Source organism: Lujinxingia vulgaris (assembly GCF_007997005.1).
Taxonomy (GTDB): Bacteria; Myxococcota_A; Bradymonadia; order Bradymonadales; family Bradymonadaceae; genus Lujinxingia.
Genome location: NZ_VOSL01000002.1, coordinates 112298 through 128744, shown reverse-complemented (window position 1 = coordinate 128744; position 16447 = coordinate 112298). Strand labels below are relative to the sequence as shown.

Genomic DNA, 16447 nt, shown 5'->3' with positions numbered 1-16447 from the left:
GCCGGCGGGTCGGGCTCTCGGGGGCCGGGCGCCTCGGCCTCATGAGGGGGCCGCGCCACGGTGGCCGGCGGCCCTCCGGAGCGAAAGCGTCGCGAGGCCCGCGCCAGCGCTTCGAGGCGCTCTTCGACTTCATAAAAGACCGTGCCCTGCTCAAACGCGCCGGCCTCGGTGCGGCGACCGGCCGGCCGATCGAACATCAATGTGGCGGCCTGGCGCACCGTCTCGACCGCATAAATAAAGAACCTTCCGGCACGCACCGCCTCGACCACCTCATCGGAGAGCATCAAATGCTGCGCGTTGCTCGCCGGGATCACCACCCCCTGGGTGCCGGTGAGGCCGCGGCTTTTGCAGATCTCAAAATACCCCTCGATCTTGGCGTTGACCCCGCCGATGGCCTGCACGCGCCCGTGCTGATCCATCGAACCGGTCACCGCCAGATCCTGGCGCAGCTCCAGCTCGCTGAGCGCCGAGAGCAGCGCGAGCGTCTCGGCCACCGACGCGCTGTCGCCATCGACCCCGCCGTAGGACTGCTCAAAGACCAGGCGCGCCGAGAGAGCCAGCGGGCGCTCGCGACCAAAGGCCTGGCCCAGGTAGCCGCCCAGGATCAGCACGCCCTTGGCGTGCAGCGCCCCGCTGAGCTCGACCTCCCGCTCGATATCGAGCAGCTGCCCCTGGCCGACCTGCACGCTGGCGGTGATGCGGCTGGGCCGACCAAAGCGCTCCCCGCCGAGCTCCACCACCGAGAGGCCGTTGATCTGCGCGCTCTTCTTGCCCTCGATCTGCACATGCAGGATGTCGCGTTGCATGGCCTCATGGATGCGGTCGCGCAGCCTTGAGGCGCGCCGGCGGCGCGCATCCAGCGCCGCCTGCACATCCGGGGTCTGCACCCGCTCCCCGCCGCGCTGCTGACGCTGCCAGTCGGCCTCGGCGAGCACCTCATCGATGCGCTCCACAGCCACCGAGAGTTTTTGGGCATCTTCGGCCTGGCGAGCGCCCCACTCCACAAGGCGCGCCAGCGCCCCGGCGTCGAGCGGCGCAGTCTCAAGCTCGGCGCGGCGGCGGGCGATGAGGCTTAAGAACCCTTCGAGCTCGGTGTCTCGCTCCACCGACTCCTCAAAGTCGGCCATCACCTTAAAAAGATCGGAGACATCCGGATCAAAGGCCTCCAGCAGATAATAAAGGCGGCGCTCGCCAACGAGCACCACCTTCACGTCGAGCTTAACAGGCTCCGGCTCCAGGCTCTGCGTGGAGAAGAGCCCCAGGGTCTGCGCCGGGCTCTCCACGCGGAGCTCCCCGGCGCGCAGCGCCCGCTTGAGCTGCTCCCAGACCATCGGCTGCATGAGCACCTGGCGCACGTCCAGCACCAGAAAGCCCCCGTTGGCCCGGTGCAGGGCGCCGGGGCGAATCATCGTAAAGTCGGTGGAGATCGCCCCCAGGTTCGCCCGATGATCGATGCGCCCGAAGAGGTTCTCAAAGTTGGGGTGATGTTCCTGGATGACCGGGGCACCCTCGGCCTTGCGATCTTCATAGAGCACATTGACCTGGTAGCGGCGCAACACCTCGTCTTTGCCCTGCGCCTGCCCCAGGCCCAGAAGTTGGCCGGCCTGGCCGCCGCCCTCGCTGGCGACAAAGGCGTCGGCGTGCTCCACCAGATCATCTTCGAGCGCATCGAGGTAGGCGATGACCTGCTCGTGATCGGCAAAGGCCTCGCGCACCGGCTTGAGGCGCGCGGAGACCTCGGTGCGCACGGTGGCCTCTTCGAGCGCCTCGACCTTCTGGCGATGCTCACTCTCCTGGCCGGCCAGGGCGCGCAGGCTGTCATCGAGCTCGGTGTGCAGGGCTTCGAGCGCGTCTTCAAAGCGCTGGCGCTCCTCCACATCGAGCTCCTGGAAGGCCATCGGGCCGAGCACCTCGCCATCGACCACCGGCGCCATCACCACCCCGGAGGGGGTCTGAATCACGGCCACATCATGAGCCTCGGCCTTTTTGCGGATCGCCTCAAGCTCGTCTTTCTGACGGCTCTCAAAACGCTCATCGAGCTCGCGGCGGGTGGCGATGTACTCGGGGCTCTTCAGCGCGCGGGGCAGCGCGTCGTTGAGCGCCTCAATGAGCTCGGCCAGGGTCTCTCGAAGCTCGGTGGCGCGCCCGGCTTTCAGGCGCAGGGCGCGCGGGGCGCGGGGCTGCTCGAAGTTAAAGACATAACACCAGGCCTCGGGAGCCGGCCGCCGGGCGGCGGCCTCCTCCAGCAGCGCCAGGATCTGCCCGTGCTTGCCCAGCCCCGGCGGCCCCACCGCAAAGATGTGGTAGCCGGGCCGGCGCATCGAGACCCCGAACGCGAGCGCCTCCTCGGCGCGCGCCTGGCCGGGGACGCCTCCTTCTGTCAGCTCCTCGCTGCCCTCAACCCCGAGCCGCTCGGCCTCACAGATCCGGCGTAGCTGCTCGGTGGAGAGCTGCGTGGCCTCACGCACCGCCTCGACCTGCGCCTTAAGCACTGAGTCTTCCGAATGGCCGTTGGCCCCGTCACCCTGCGGCGTGGCCGACTGGCCCGACGCGTTGCTCCTGGTCCTTCTACGTCGTCTCACCCTCGCTCCCTGCGTTAAGCCCGGGGCACGATGCCCATGATGTGGCGCCCGTGACGTCCGATCACCTCGACGGTGCTGGCCTGAGGCCCCTCCTCGCCATCGACCTCGCTAAAGCGCACCTCATCGCCCAGCTCCAGGCGCGCAAACCCGCCGTTGAGCACGGCGTTTTTATGAAAGTAGATCTCGCGCCCGCCGATCGTGCGCAGAAACCCGAACCCCTCCTCGGTGTCGAGATGCGTGATGACCGCATGGGGGGCGTTGGCCCGGGGTTTGCGCTCGGTGCGCAGCCGACCGGCGTAGCTCTTTAAGCGGCGCTCCATGGCCACAAACGCGTCGCGCACCGCCTGATAGGGGTCGTGCACCACCGCCCGCGCCGACGCCCCCTGGCGAGGGGTGGCCGTGGCCACAAGATCGTTGCCCGGCACGCTCACCTCCACGCGCACCCGGTAGCCGGTGACCTCGTGCTGGTTGTTGCGGCTGGCCGCCTCCACGGCCACCCGGCAGGCGATGATCCTCTGAAAATAGCGCGGCAGGCGATCCACCCGCTCGCGCACCAGCCGCTCCAACGAGGCGCTTGCCTCAACTTGCTTGAACGCGATCTCCAGCGGTACTCGCATAAAACGCCTCCGTCGCCGCCGATTGCGGCAGTGCTGGATCGAGGATGCCGCATACCCCTTGCCCGCTGAGGCGCAGCCGGGTTGCGGGTGCTCGACCCATCTCATCGTTGTTCAGACTCGAAGCTAAACACGCCCGCCAATCCCCCATGCTCCTCAGCGCGGCGTTGACCCCCGGGCCCCAAAAGACCAAGATTCGCCGGCAACCTTTGAGCCGCCCCCGGTCCTCCCCGGTGGCCCCCGAACGACGACGCGCCCGAGGCCCGACCCTGCGGCCCGGCCGGCCTTTGATTGAGATGAGGTCTCCCCCATGCAACGCCGTCTGATCGTGATGCGCCACGCCAAGAGCGACTGGGCTGAGCCCGGCTTAAGCGACCACCGCCGCCCCTTAACCCCCCGTGGCCGCAAGGATGCCCCCCGCGTCGGGGCGCGGCTGGCCGAGCTCGGGTGGGTGCCGCAGGTCGCCCTCTGCTCCGACGCCACCCGCACCCGCGAGACCTTTGAGCTGATGGCCCCCTCCTTTCCCGACTGCGAGCTGCGCCTTGAGAGCACGCTCTACCTGCCGCGCACCGGTGACGTGCTCGACGCTCTGGCCACGCTGGAAGACGAGGTGGAGACGGCGCTGGTGCTCGGGCACAACCCGGGCTTTGAGCAGGTGTTGGGCTACCTGGCCGGCACCTTCCACACCATGACCACCGCCAACGCCGCGCTGCTCATGGGCAGGGGCGACACCTGGGCGGAGGCCTGCCAGGCCTCCACGATGCGCCTGGTGCAGATCGTGCGCCCGAACGATCTCGACTGAGCCAGAGGGGCTAAAAAGGCGGCCACGCACCGAACCTAACCCATTGATTTTAAAGCAACTTCAAGCAAAGCAACCCCAGACGGAGTACCGCCATGAGCTCGTCAACACGCACCCACCGCCTGCTCGAAGCGCTGGGCCTGCACCGACCCGAGCTGCGCGCCTGGGCGATGTACGACTGGGCGATCACGGGGATGTACGCCGTGATCATCGTGGCCGTCTTCCCGATCTACTTTCAGCGCGTAGCCGCCCGGGGTCTTGACCCCACGCTGGCCACGCAGCACTTCGCCACGGCCACCACTCTGGCGCTGGCGATCGTGGCGGCAATCGCGCCCGTGGTCGGGGCGATTGCCGACTTCGCCACCGTCAAAAAACGTTTTCTCGGCACCTTCGCCGGCATCGGCATCGCCGCAGTCGCCGGGATGTATTTCATTCAGGAGGGCGACTGGCTGCTGGCCGCCGGCCTCTTCATGATCGCCAACCTGGGGGCCAACGGCTCGATGATCTTCTACGACGCGATGCTCCCGCATATCGCGCGCGAGCATGAGATCGACCGCGTCTCCACCGCCGGCTTCGCCGTGGGCTATGCGGGGGCGACGCTGCTCCTGACGCTGAACCTGGCGATGATCATGAAGCCGGCCTGGTTCTTTTTGCCCGTCGAGAGCACGCTCCCGAGCCGCCTGGCCTTTATCACGGTGGCGATCTGGTGGCTGGCCTTCTCCATCCCGCTCTTTCGGCGGGTGCCCGAGCCGCCGCTCCCGGAGGGTATGCAGGCGGTCTCGGCCGGCCAGGCGGTGCGCCGCGCCCTGGGCCGACTTCGCCACACCTTTGGCGAGCTGCGCGGCTTCAAACACGCCTTTTTGATGCTTTTGGCCTTTCTGATCTACAACGACGGCATCGGCACGATCATCCGCATGGCCACCATCTACGGCACCGAGCTGGGCATTGAGCAGGGGGTGCTCATCGGCTCCATTGTGCTGGTGCAGATCGTGGGCGTGCCCTTCACCTTCATCTTCGGCACCCTGGCCGGGCGATTTACCACCAAGACCGCCCTCTTCTTCGGGCTTTTTGTGTACATGGGCATCAGCGTGCTGGCCTACTTTATGACCACCTGGGTGCATTTTGTGCTGCTCGCGCTGCTCGTCGGCACGGTCCAGGGGGGCACCCAGGCCCTCTCGCGCTCGCTCTTCGCAAGCCTGATCCCCCGTCATAAGAGCGGGGAGTTTTTCGGCTTCTTTGCCGTCTTCGAAAAATTCGCGGGCATCTTCGGGCCGGCGATCTTCTCGTTGATGATCATCGCCACCGGGTCGAGCCGTCAGGCGATCCTCTCGGTGATCGGTTTTTTCATTATCGGCGGCCTGCTGCTGCTCTTTGTCGACGTGGATGAAGGCCGCGCCATCGCCCGCAAGGCCGAAAAAGACCGCGCCGACGCCCTGGCAGCGTAACCCTGCGCCCTTTCATCAACGTATCCACGAGCCCTTATGACCTCGGGAGGTGACGCGTGCGTCAGATTGCCACCTCGCCATTGCTCGGGTTGTGGCGCATCGTCACCATGCCCGCATGTATTGTCCCCCCCGCCCCCCACTCAGGACACGCCATGAGCCGCCTGCGCCCCTTCACCGACACCATCTGGTTGATCGACCACCCCCTCAAGCTGGCCGGCGTGCAGATGGGCACGCGCAGCACCCTGATTCGGCTGCCCTCTGGCGAGCTGACGATGATCAGCCCGGTTTCTTTCAGCGATGAGGACCAGGCCGAGATCGACCACCTCGGCGAGCTTAAGACCATCATCGCCCCGAACCTCTTTCATCACCTCTACTTGAAAAAGGCGATGGCGCGCTGGCCACAGGCCCGCGTGCTCGTCCCGCCGGGCCTCCCCGAGAAGATCGGCGAGTTGGATCAGGCGCTGACCCTCTCGCCGACGGGGGAGCTGGAGGATAGCCTGCGCTGGCACCGGATCGAGGGCATGCCTAAGCTGCGGGAGCACGTCTTTTATGAGCCTCAGAGCGGCACGCTGATCCTGACCGACCTCTGCTTTCATTTCCCCGACCACCCGCACTGGTGGACGCGCATGTTCATGCGTCTCAACGGCGCCCTTGGCAGCTTCGGCCCCACCCGGATCTTGCGCTCGGGCATCGCCGACAAAGAGGCCTTCGCAAGCTCCCTGCCCGCGCTGCTCGACTGGGAGTTTGATCGCGTCGTCATCGCCCACGGCGAACCTCTGGCAGACGAGGGCCGGCGCCGTTTTCAGGAGGCGTTTGGCGCCGAGCTCGCGCGCGCTGGAAGCTGACCCACGGTCAGCTTTAACGGGGTATGCGAGATGACCCTGGGTCAGCTTTGACGGGGTATGCGGGATGACCCACGGTCACCTTCCACGGGGTATGCGAGATGACCCACGGTCACCTTCCACGGGGTATGCGAGATGACCCACGGTCACCTTCCACGGGGTATGCGGGATGACCCTGGGTCAGCTTTGACGGGGTATGCGAGATGACCCACGGTCATCTTCAACAGGGTAGGCGGGATGACCCACGGTCACGCCTCGCCCTTAATATATGCGCATGAGGCTCAACCCAGGGTCACCTTCAACGGGGTATACCACCTGACCCACGGTCAACCTCCACGGGGTATGCGAGATGACCCACGGTCACCTTCCACGGGGTATGCGACATGACCCACGGTCACCTTCGACGGGGTATGCGACATGACCCACGGTCAACCCACCCTGAGCAAAAAACCTGACCCACGGTCAGCCATCCCTCCCCTCACATCGCGGCCACACGCTCAGCTGTGCCGCCCGGGCTCGTTGATCGATCGCGAGCTCCCGGGGCGGCCCTCGGCCAGGGTGCGGCGGGCCGGTTTTCCGCGGCTGGTCGCCACCCTGTCACCCTGGTGGGGCTCCTCGTCGCGGGCGATGGAGTCCTGCTGGGCGACGCTCCCCTCGCTCAAGGGGTGGGTGCTCCCGGGGCGGCCTTCGGCCAGATCGTCGCGGGTGGTGCGGTCGGCCACACCGGGCTCCTCGGCCAGCTCGGGGCGATGGCCGAAGTCGGCCTTGCGCGGCTCAAAGAGCTCACGCCAGTCCTCGCCCAGGCGCGCGATGAGCAACGTGCGGCGCTCGCTGCCCACGCTCTCGCTGATGACCTGGCAGACCACCCGGCTGAACTCCATGGCAAAGCCCTCATCAAGCGCGAGCGCCTCACCCACGCCCGTGTAGAGCGCGGTCGGTGTGATGCCCGGGGGTGAAGCCGCCCGAGTTTTTGATTGAGAGGAGGGGGCCGCCCGGAGCTCGGAGGCCAGCGGCTCGGGCAGGCGCTCGGCCACCACCTCGGCGCTCTCCCGGCTCAGACCGCTGGCCAGCTCCAGGATCACCCGGTGCACAAGCTCCTGAAGCAGCCCGGCGTCCTCAATGCCGCTTCGGCGCTGCACGCGCATCAACAAGATCTCGTAGGTCATCGCGTCACTCCCTGCGTAACTGCGTAAAACGTCGAGCGGACGCGCCTCTCGCGCCCTCTCTGCGGGCCTCGGCCCTCGGGGGCAATGTAGGAGCGAGGGGCGTGTCACCAACCGATGGACCGTCCTCCCCCCGTTTTACACCCACCGGCTGACACAGCCTGTTACGCCCCCATCGCTGCGCTTCGCCCCCCGAGTGTGGTAGCGTTGACGCGCCCCCGAGAATCACCACCCCCCGATGTGTTCTGCCTTCTTTCAGCGTAGAGTTTCAGGATGAGACACCTGACCTGGCCCCTGGTGGGTTTGTTGTGTGTAAGTCTGATGAGCAGCGCCTGCAGCGATGACGTCGCACCTTCGGAGCGCGAGGGCGACGACGTGCCCGACGTCAGCGACGACGGCGGGCTCGACACAGCCCCCGACACCTCCGCCGATACCGACACCGATCCGCCCGACACCGCTCCCGGCGACACCGGCGACACCAACCCCGACGACGCGGGCGACACAGACGACGCCCCCGTCGATGAGAGCTGCCCCTCCTACCAGGACCGCTGCGACGGGGAGTGCATCCCCACCAGCGTGGATCCCGAGAACTGCGGGGGCTGCGGGGTGGTCTGTGAGGGCTCAGACGTCTGCTCCGGCGGAAGCTGCGTCGACCCCGAAAGTTGTCCCGGCGAGCTGGAGGCCTGCGGGGGAGCGTGCGTGGACACCTCGCTCGACAGCGACCACTGCGGCGGCTGCGGCATCACCTGCGACGCCGGCGAAGGCTGCGTCGCCGGCACCTGCCGCGAGGTCATCGCCCTGGAGCCCGGCCCCGCAAGCTGCGAGGGCGTCGGCCCGGTCATCGACTTTGAGCCCGGGCAGGGATCCCCGCAGGCCTGCGCCGGCGACCTGGCCGAATACACCTTCCGCTGGGGTTTATGCTCCTGCGACGACGTCGTGACCAACGTGGGGCTGATGGTCGATGCCTACGACAGCAGCGTCGGCCCCTACACCCCGGGCGGTCCCGGCGGTGGCGTGGGCACCAACGGCAGCCAGCGCGCCAACGGCCTGGTCGACGTCACCGGCTCCCTCTGGGTGGCCGGCTCCGAGGGCATCAACCTCAACATCGGCGCCGAGATCGGCCAGCGCCTCTACAACGGCGGTGACTTCTACAACAACTTCCCGGTCTCGGTGGGCGAAGACGCCTTTATGGTGGGCGACATCGGCACCAACCACGGCGTGACCATCGGCGGCGATCTCCACGTCCCGGCCGGCACCTCCGTCCACCCCAACGTCACCTACCAGAGCCTCAATGAGGGGCCGGTGAGCGTCGGCGACGCCTGCTCCTACTGCGAGGAGGACGACCGCATCGACGTGGGCGCCATCGTCGCCAGCCGACGCGACGATAACGACAACGCCGCCCTCGGTCTCGACCCCGATGTGCTCAAAAACCACTCGGGCGGGGTGCGTCTGGAGCTGCCCTGCGGCAACTACTACCTGAGCGAGATCTCGCCCAACGAGCCCACCACCATCGTGGCCACCGGCAACACCGCCCTCTACGTCGGGGGCGACATCGAGAGCAACGGCCAGCTCACCATCACGCTCACCCCCGACGCCAGCTTCGATGTCTTTGTGGCCGGCGACGTGCGCACCAACAACCCCTTTCGCCTGGGCTCGCCAAACTACCCGGCCTTGATGCGCATGTATGTCGGCGGCCCCAACGGCTTCCGATCCAACAACCCGATCGACGTCGGCGGCTACATCTACGCGGTGCCCGGCGGCATTGAGACCAACAACGAGATCGAGATCTTCGGCGGGCTCCACGGAAGCCGCTTCGGCGCGAACAACCAGGTCAGCATCCACTACGATCGCGGCGTGGGTCGCGTCGGCCAGAGCTGCCCCGATCCCGACACCGACCCGGATCCCGATCCCGGCGACGATGTCGGCCCCGATCCCGATGTCGACCCGGATCCCGATCCCGATCCGGTCTGCGGGAGCACCGATGACGGCTGCGCTTCCGACTCCGACTGCTGCAGCCCGCTGCGCTGCGAAGAAGGCGTCTGCGCGCTGCTCTCCTGCCAGCCGGCCTACCTGCCCTGCTCTCGCCCCTCCGACTGCTGCAGCGGCATGTGCACCGCGTCCGGCTCTCAAGAGGGCGTGTGCATCGTGCCCTGAGCGCGGCCTAACACCGCGCTGAGTTCTGACCCGGGGTCGCCCTTCAACCGCCAACCATGCGGGTGATCGGCGACCCCGGGTCGTTGCGTACCCGAGAAATCATGCGTCGCCGAGCGATTCGAAGTGACGCGCCCCCGGCGGATGCGGTACACCGCCCTCGCCGCACCGGCCCGGCACCGCGCAAAAGATGCGCACCAGCGCTCGACGCGCCCGACTTCCATCACACCCGGCCCATAACGACCCACGGCGATGCCTACCGATCTGCACGCGCTGCTCTCCGCGCTCAACTACGCGCTGGCCGGCGGCGACTTTGAATACATCCTGGAGCACGCCGCCGACGACATCCGCTGGGAGATCGTGGGCGTGATGGTCATCGAGGGCAAAGACGCCCTGGCCCAGGCCTTTGAGGTCTTCGCTCAGAGCGAGACCCGCGGGATGGAGCTTCGCAGCATCTTCGCCAGCCACGATGAAGGCGTCGTCCACGGCACGATGCGCGTGGCCACAGCCTCCGGCGAGGAGCGCAGCTATGCCTTTTGCGACGTCTACCGCTTCGAGCTCGCCGACGCCTCAACGCCGCTGCTCCAGCACCTGACCTCGTACATCGTCATGCCTCAGACCGGCGCGCTCACCGAGCTTCTCGGCGAGGGCACCCCGCCCGATGAGGGCTGACCCCCGGCACGCTTTTTAACTTCTCGTGGAGACCCCATGGCCTTAAGCGCCACGATGCGCCGCTTTGAGATCAACCTCTCCGACGTCGACCGCGGCGTCTACGAGACGCTGGAGCTGCGCGTCGCTCAGCACCCCTCCGAGACCGATCTCTACCTGGTCACGCGTGTGCTGGCCTACTGCCTGGAGTATGGCGAGGGCATCGACTTTGGCCGCGGGGTCAGCACCCCCGACGACCCCACGATCGCCATCTTTGACCTCACCGGACAGATCCTCCTGTGGATCGAGATCGGCCAGCCAGCCCCTGAGCGCCTTCACAAGATCGCCAAAGCCGCCGGCCAGGTCGCCGTCTACACCCACAAAGATCCCGCGCCCACGCTCAGCGACCTGGAGAGCGGCCAGATTCACCGCGCCGAGACCATCGCGCTCATCGCCTTTGCGCCCGAGTTCATCGCGCAGCTGGCCGAGAAACTCGACCGCACCAACCGCTGGGACGTGCTGCGCAGCGAGGGCATGCTCTATATCACCGTGGGCGACGCCACGCTGAGCACCCAGGTGGGGGTCTTGCGCGACCCACGCTGATCGTTTCAGATCACAAAACCACGACCCCGGGTCACTCAAAACCACGACCCTGGGTCGCCCAAAATCACAACCCTGGGTCACTCAAAACCACGACCCTGGGTCACCCTGATCGACGACCCTGGGTCACCTCAAACAACAACCCTGGGTCACCCGAAACGACGCATTTCCCCCCGGCTGTGCTGTGTAACCCCGGCCGGAGAGGCCAGGTGATTGAGATGATCGAAACGATCAGTAGGTGTCCGACAAAAACTCGTCGAGCAGCGCGGTGACGCGCTCGACCTCGTCCTCGGCCTCATCATCTTCCGGATCGAGCTCCAGCAGCTCGGCCATCGCGATGAGCAGGGGCTCGATCTGATCAAAATGCAGCTCGGAGGGCCGCTGACCAAACTCCAACAGCTCCCAGGCCTGCGCCAGCGCGATCCCCAGCCCCTCGCCGACCTCCTTGATACCCACCTGGCCGGTGGGCACGCGCAGCGTCTCCCCGTCGAGGTCGAGCTCTTCGACGATCTCCTGGATGTGGGTCAGAAGCTCGGTGGCCAGGTCCACAAACCCGTCGACCGACTCGCCATCGAGGACCTCCCCGGCCGCCTCGGCCCACTCCTCGATCTGACGATGAATGACATCAAGTCCCTGCTGCAAACGCATGTTACTCGCCCTCTTTTACGGCTCCGGTTGCGATCTACCCCCCGCGCGGGGGTCGGCAGTTTCTCATCATGCGCCGCGCGCCTTGTCAAACCCTTCCCGCCGGGCCAGAGAACTTTTCCGAACTGAAATGCGCCGGACGCGCCCGGCGTTGCCCGCATAGAGGCGCAGACTGCAGCGCAACGACGCGCGCCCCCGACCACCTCCACCGACGCGAAAGGCCGAGCCGATGTTTTTCAGCCCCCGAAAAATCCAGATGCCCCACCCCGACGACGCGCTCCCCGGCCGCGAGGAGCCCCCCTTTGAGATCCCCGAGACGCACGAGGTGCTCGGCACCCCGCTCAAGCCCCCCTTCCCCGAGACGATGGAGGTGGCCCTCTTCGGCATGGGCTGCTTCTGGGGGGTGGAGCGCAAGTTCTGGCAGCTCGACGGGGTCCACTCCACCCAGGTCGGCTACGCCGCGGGCTACACCCCCAACCCCACCTACCGGGAGGTCTGCAGCGGGCAGACCGGCCATAACGAGGTGGTGCGCGTGATCTTCGATCCAGAGCGCATCAGCTACGACCAGCTCTTGCAGGTCTTCTGGGAGGGCCACGACCCCACCCAGGGCATGCGCCAGGGCAACGACGTGGGCACCCAGTACCGAAGCGGCATCTACGTCACCTCCGCCGCCCAGCGCGAGGCCGCCCAGGCCTCCCTTCAGGCCTACGCCCGCGAGCTCGCCGCGGCCGGCTACGGCGAGCCCACCACCGAGATCCTCGACGCCCCGGAGTTCTATTACGCCGAGGCGTACCACCAGCAGTATCTCGCCAAAAACCCCGGCGGCTACTGCGGCGTCGGGGGCACCGGCGTGAGCTGCCCGACGGGCTGGCGCGCCTGAAACCCGGCTTCTTCCGCCCATCGAGGTCAATGTTTGCCTCCCAGGCCGGAATCTTCCGCACTCCGAGGTCAATGTTTGCCTCCAGAGCCGGAAGCTTCCGTCTTTGTACGCCAAAAGAAATGGGGCGCCGCGCTCCGCGCGACGCCCCACGTCCGAGAGACCGCCCCACAGGGCGCGTCACTCACCACTTCGACCGACCTTTAGCGGGTGTAGATCTCCACAAAGCTCGGGCGCTGCTCGTCGTCGGAGCGGCGGCGCGCGCTCATCGAGTCGCCGGTGACGCACACGTCGTAGACCTCTTCGCCGACGGTGACCACGCCGCCCTCGTTGGTGTAGGCCCCGGCGCTCTCTTCTTCGTAGGTGCCCGCCACATCGCACTCGCAGCGACCGGCGGTCGCGTTGGTGATGCAGCTCACCTCGACGCTCGGGTCAGCCGAGCCTGCGATATCCCCAAACCCTTCGCAGCCGAGAAACCCGATCGCCTGACAGTCGGCGGGAATGTAGACCAGCGCCTCGGCTTCGATGGTGATCGCGCGGGCGAAGTTGTCGGCCGTGACCACCAGAGTGCCGTCGGTATTTACGTCGAGCGATTCCACCGACGAGCCGTCACACACCGTGGCGAGGAGCTCGGCAAAGTCGAAATCGGTGCAGGCGTTACCAAACTCCCAGGTGCCTTCAACGTCGCCCTCGCAGGCGTCGTCTGGCCCGAAGGTCGGCTCGCAGGCCGGGGCAGGATCGGGATCGGTGCCGGCGTCTTCGTCCATACCGGCGTCGTTGTCCGCCCCAGTGTCGCTCTCGCTTCCGGTGTCACCGTCGTTTCCGGCGTCCTCATCGCTCGACCCGGTGTCCTGGTCATTGGCGCCGGTGTCCTCATCGTTAGAGCCGGTGTCCTCGTCACTGCCCGTGTCCTCATCGCTCGACCCGGTGTCGCCGGCGTCCGGGGACTCCTCGCCAATATCAAAGCCGGCGTCTGTATCGTTGGAGCCGACGCTGTCATCACCGCAGGCCGTCACCATCATCGCCGCCACACACACCACCAGCCATCGCTTCATCACACCGCGCATCTTCGCCTCGCTCTTTCGGATCGCGTTTCGGCGCGCCTTTCACCACAGCGCGACCTCCGGCGATCATCTCGGTCCATAAGTAGGGGTCAACGTGGGTGTTGTAGCGCCGAGTTCCCTCCGAGATCAACCCCGGGACGAAGCGCGTGACCCACGGTCGCCTCTTAACCGAAAAAGCCCTGCCGCCGCCATGACCCTGGGTCACCTCTCAGCATGACCCACGGTCGCCTCTCAGCGTGACCCACGGTCATCTCTCAACCGCACCATCACTGGCTTTTCTGCGACCCAGGGTCATCGCTACAGCTGACCCACGGTCACCTTTCAAAACGACCCACGGTCACCGCTCACCGGCATCCCCAGACGCAATGAGGGAGCGAGTCGCCTCGCTCCCTCATGCACCCTCAATGCTGCCGGTCAGGGCACCTCACCGGGGGTGAGGCGCCCGAATCACGCGCTTAGAAACGCTCGCGCAGAAGCACCGAGGCCAGCTCTTCGTCGGTGTTGTAGACGTTGTTGACCTTCATACCCACGTCGCTGAGCGAGTACACAAACTCCTCGCCATTTTCGCTGCTCATGATGATGCTGCGACGCATCTGGGAGTACCAGCCCCAGTAGTCTTCCTGCTGGCAGCCCGGCTCCATGTCGTAGCGCACGCAGTGCGAGTCGGCCACCAGGTCGCCGTGGCTGACGCGACCGATCTCGCTGATGCCGGCGTTCTCCTCGGCGGCTTCGGCGTCGATCTCAAAGAGCATCAGGCCGGTGAACTGCTCGCCACCATCCCAGATGTTCATCGGCACGCTGAGCACGCCCAGGCGAGCCTGGTAGGTGAAGGCGTGGTGGTTCCACATCGCTTCGCTGTCGGAGGACCAGCCACCGGTGGAGATGACGTGGTGATGCTTGAGCTTCGGATCGGTCATGTCGCTCACATCAAAGACCTGCAGGTGCACGCCGCTCATCACGCCGTTCTCATCGCCGTCGCGACCGATCGCCAGGAGGTAATCGTCGCTCAACGGGTGCAGGTAGCTGGAGAAGCCGGTGATCTTCAGCTCACCCAACACTTTAGGATCGTTGGGGTCGGAGAGATCCAGGGTGTAGAGGGGGTCGGTCTCGCGGAAGGTCACGATGTAGCCGCGATCGCCCATCATGCGCGAGCTGTAGATGCGCTCGGTCGGCGCGAGGTTGCGCACCGAGCCGGTCTCCACGAGCTCACCGTTCTCTTCTTTAACGATGATGACGTGGTTACCGCCGGAGTCGGTCTGCTCGCCGGTCTCCTGGTCCCAGTCCCAGCGGTTGTCGGTGGTCGCCACGCGCAGGTGACCTTCGTACTCGCTGAACGAGAACTGGTTGAGCAACCAACCGTCGACCTTGCCGCTGGCGCGGTACTCGGGCTGACCGTCGGGGTGCAGGGCGAACTTGTGGATGTGCGACTCGTTCTGGCGGCCGTTGCCACCCCACCACCACCACCAGCGGCTGCTCATCGCCACGTAGAGGTTGTCCTGGGAGGCGTAGACCTGCCAGCCGTTGGCCATCAGACCGGTGGAGTCGATGGTGGTCTTGGTGTCGAGATCGAAGCTGGAGATCGAGAGCACGCCAAGCTGGTTGGCGTTATCGGTCATGTAGATCTCATTGCACTCGTAGAGCGGCTCTTCGACCAGAACCTCACCGTCGTGGTCGAGGATGCGCTGGCGGGGGAACCAGCTCTGCACATCTTCGTCGGCGAGCACATCGGAGAGGTAAGCGCGCACGATGGGGCGGGCCTCATCGCGCATCACTTCGAGCTCTTCGGGGGTGGTCTCGTGATCGCGCTCGGGCAGCCCGGGGATCTCGTTGTTGTACATGTATTGCCAGACGTTGAGGTTGCGCATCCCACCGTTGCTGACCACGTAGACCTTATCGTCGATCATGCGGCCGTTGGTGTAGCTGCCCTCAATATCGACCTGCTTCTCGATGACCGGGTTGGTGCGGTCACTGACATCCAGGATCGTCAGGCGGGTGCCGTAGAAGGGCTCCACGTACTCGCCAGGCTCGCTCGGCTCGCGATCGCCGTCGGGGGTGACGCCACCCTCATCGTCGGAGCCGACCTCGTCGTAGTAATAATCATTGTGCTGCCAGATCGAGCTGAACACGGCCACGCGATCGCCCTTGAGGAAGAGGCTGTGCGGGTAGGCCTGCTGCGGGAAGTCGAAGCGACCGACGCGGTTGGTGTCCTCCGGCGGCCAGCTCTTGAGGATCTGCAGCGAGCCGTCGGCCACCGTGTAGATGTAGTCGCCGTCGGTCTTGACGATGTCGGGCTCGTCAACGCCTTCTTCCTGCACGTTGGTCTCGGTGAACTCGGTGGGGCTCTCACCGCGATCGCCGCCGGCGTTGTCGTCGCCAGCTTCCGGCGCGCCGGGCTGGGGCTCACCGGCATCAAAATCAACATTGCCCCACCAGTATTCGCTGTAGCGGTTCTGCAGCACCTGCTCGGTGAGCGAGTCGACCACGTCATCGCGCACATCCTCACAGCTCTGGGCGGGCTGAAGTCGGAAGCTCGCGCTGGAGGTTTCGTCGCGGCGTGGCGAGTCCTCGGGCTCACCACAGGCGGCGACCATCGTCACCGCGCCGACCGTCGCGGCAACCCGCGGCAGCCATCGATGCCATCGTTCAGAATTTTGAGACTTTTTCATCGCGGACCTCTCAGATTTTTTGGGGGTTAGCGTCATCGTGTCGTCGTCGAACGTCGTGTTGCGCCTTGCGTCATGCTGGTTTGCGACGATTGAGCATGGTTCGTGTCGAGCATCGTCGCGGTGATGGTCTAAGATTAGAGCAAGCTCGATGCCAGGATCACCTAAACGCTGAAAATAGATCGCTTTTTTCGAATCTTTTCGTTCCAACGACGTCGCCCGCAGCCCGGGTGCCAGGGCACCACACAACGCTTATGCGCGACCCACGGTCATCTCAAACGATGGGCGTCAGGTGACCCACGGTCAGGCTCAACCATGACCGGGGGTCGCATACCACGCAGGTTCTATGCGGGT

General features: G+C 66.0%; 13 protein-coding genes. 7 read left to right on the top strand and 6 right to left on the bottom strand.

Annotation, left to right across the window (positions count from 1 at the left end; genetic code table 11):
* A partial coding sequence (locus FRC96_RS00525) for a Lon protease family protein (RefSeq protein ID WP_146972093.1) occupies nucleotides 1–2582 on the bottom strand: 2582 nt, incomplete at its 3' end.
* A gap of 14 nt (nucleotides 2583–2596) precedes the next feature.
* The gene (locus FRC96_RS00520) at nucleotides 2597–3199 is read right to left on the bottom strand and encodes an HPF/RaiA family ribosome-associated protein (RefSeq protein WP_230469690.1); all 603 of its coding nucleotides are present in this window, start codon (nucleotides 3197–3199) and stop codon (nucleotides 2597–2599) included.
* 307 nt (nucleotides 3200–3506) lie between these two features.
* Here FRC96_RS00520 and FRC96_RS00515 point away from each other — a divergent pair, with 307 nt between their 5' ends.
* The 3 genes from FRC96_RS00515 to FRC96_RS00505 all read left to right on the top strand — a co-directional run bounded on the left by FRC96_RS00515 (nucleotide 3507) and on the right by FRC96_RS00505 (nucleotide 6285).
* Nucleotides 3507–3998 (top strand): SixA phosphatase family protein, encoded by a 492-nt coding sequence (locus tag FRC96_RS00515; protein WP_146972091.1) that lies wholly within the window; start codon nucleotides 3507–3509, stop codon nucleotides 3996–3998.
* Nucleotides 3999–4090: 92 nt separating this feature from the next.
* Nucleotides 4091–5440, top strand: coding sequence for an MFS transporter (locus tag FRC96_RS00510; protein WP_146972090.1), 1350 nt, complete (start codon nucleotides 4091–4093; stop codon nucleotides 5438–5440).
* A 56-nt stretch (nucleotides 5441–5496) separates the two neighbouring features.
* Nucleotides 5497–6285: a DUF4336 domain-containing protein gene (locus FRC96_RS00505; protein WP_146972089.1), complete on the top strand. Its 789-nt coding sequence runs from the start codon at nucleotides 5497–5499 to the stop codon at nucleotides 6283–6285.
* Nucleotides 6286–6779: 494 nt separating this feature from the next.
* Here the strand turns inward: FRC96_RS00505 and FRC96_RS00500 are convergent, their stop codons facing one another.
* Nucleotides 6780–7448, bottom strand: a complete 669-nt coding sequence (locus tag FRC96_RS00500; RefSeq protein WP_146972088.1) for a DUF2267 domain-containing protein — start codon at nucleotides 7446–7448, stop codon at nucleotides 6780–6782.
* A 270-nt stretch (nucleotides 7449–7718) separates the two neighbouring features.
* Here FRC96_RS00500 and FRC96_RS00495 point away from each other — a divergent pair, with 270 nt between their 5' ends.
* The 3 genes from FRC96_RS00495 (at nucleotide 7719) to FRC96_RS00485 (ending at nucleotide 10847) form a co-directional block, all read left to right on the top strand.
* Nucleotides 7719–9599 carry a DUF7305 domain-containing protein gene (locus FRC96_RS00495; protein ID WP_146972087.1) on the top strand — a complete coding sequence of 627 codons (1881 nt, stop codon included), beginning with the start codon at nucleotides 7719–7721 and terminating at the stop codon, nucleotides 9597–9599.
* Nucleotides 9600–9848: 249 nt separating this feature from the next.
* Nucleotides 9849–10268 carry a nuclear transport factor 2 family protein gene (locus FRC96_RS00490; RefSeq protein ID WP_146972086.1) on the top strand — a complete coding sequence of 140 codons (420 nt, stop codon included), beginning with the start codon at nucleotides 9849–9851 and terminating at the stop codon, nucleotides 10266–10268.
* Between the two features lie 36 nt (nucleotides 10269–10304).
* Nucleotides 10305–10847 (top strand): YaeQ family protein, encoded by a 543-nt coding sequence (locus tag FRC96_RS00485; protein ID WP_146972085.1) that lies wholly within the window; start codon nucleotides 10305–10307, stop codon nucleotides 10845–10847.
* 228 nt (nucleotides 10848–11075) lie between these two features.
* Here the strand turns inward: FRC96_RS00485 and FRC96_RS00480 are convergent, their stop codons facing one another.
* Entirely contained in the window at nucleotides 11076–11492 is a 417-nt protein-coding gene (locus FRC96_RS00480) for a hypothetical protein (protein WP_115606512.1), read from the bottom strand.
* 253 nt (nucleotides 11493–11745) lie between these two features.
* On the opposite strand from FRC96_RS00480, the gene msrA reads away from it, so the two are divergent.
* A complete protein-coding gene (msrA, locus tag FRC96_RS00475) occupies nucleotides 11746–12369 on the top strand; it encodes a peptide-methionine (S)-S-oxide reductase MsrA (RefSeq protein ID WP_230469689.1) in 624 nt (207 codons plus the stop codon).
* A gap of 200 nt (nucleotides 12370–12569) precedes the next feature.
* Here msrA and FRC96_RS00470 read toward each other — a convergent pair whose 3' ends face one another.
* Both FRC96_RS00470 and FRC96_RS00465 read right to left on the bottom strand, forming a co-directional pair.
* Complete coding sequence (locus tag FRC96_RS00470; RefSeq protein ID WP_146972083.1) at nucleotides 12570–13421, bottom strand: hypothetical protein; 852 nt, start codon at nucleotides 13419–13421, stop codon at nucleotides 12570–12572.
* 464 nt (nucleotides 13422–13885) lie between these two features.
* Entirely contained in the window at nucleotides 13886–16096 is a 2211-nt protein-coding gene (locus FRC96_RS00465) for a beta-propeller domain-containing protein (protein WP_230469688.1), read from the bottom strand.
* Nucleotides 16097–16447: the final 351 nt, after the last annotated feature.

Coding starts and splice junctions, on each gene's coding strand:
- FRC96_RS00480 (WP_115606512.1), bottom strand. CDS start 11,492: ATGCGTTTGCAGCAGGGACTTGATGTCATTCATCGTCAGATCGAGGAG.
- FRC96_RS00495 (WP_146972087.1), top strand. CDS start 7,719: ATGAGACACCTGACCTGGCCCCTGGTGGGTTTGTTGTGTGTAAGTCTG.
- FRC96_RS00500 (WP_146972088.1), bottom strand. CDS start 7,448: ATGACCTACGAGATCTTGTTGATGCGCGTGCAGCGCCGAAGCGGCATT.
- FRC96_RS00465 (WP_230469688.1), bottom strand. CDS start 16,096: ATGAAAAAGTCTCAAAATTCTGAACGATGGCATCGATGGCTGCCGCGG.
- msrA (WP_230469689.1), top strand. CDS start 11,746: ATGCCCCACCCCGACGACGCGCTCCCCGGCCGCGAGGAGCCCCCCTTT.
- FRC96_RS00510 (WP_146972090.1), top strand. CDS start 4,091: ATGAGCTCGTCAACACGCACCCACCGCCTGCTCGAAGCGCTGGGCCTG.
- FRC96_RS00470 (WP_146972083.1), bottom strand. CDS start 13,421: ATGAAGCGATGGCTGGTGGTGTGTGTGGCGGCGATGATGGTGACGGCC.
- FRC96_RS00515 (WP_146972091.1), top strand. CDS start 3,507: ATGCAACGCCGTCTGATCGTGATGCGCCACGCCAAGAGCGACTGGGCT.
- FRC96_RS00490 (WP_146972086.1), top strand. CDS start 9,849: ATGCCTACCGATCTGCACGCGCTGCTCTCCGCGCTCAACTACGCGCTG.
- FRC96_RS00485 (WP_146972085.1), top strand. CDS start 10,305: ATGGCCTTAAGCGCCACGATGCGCCGCTTTGAGATCAACCTCTCCGAC.
- FRC96_RS00520 (WP_230469690.1), bottom strand. CDS start 3,199: ATGCGAGTACCGCTGGAGATCGCGTTCAAGCAAGTTGAGGCAAGCGCC.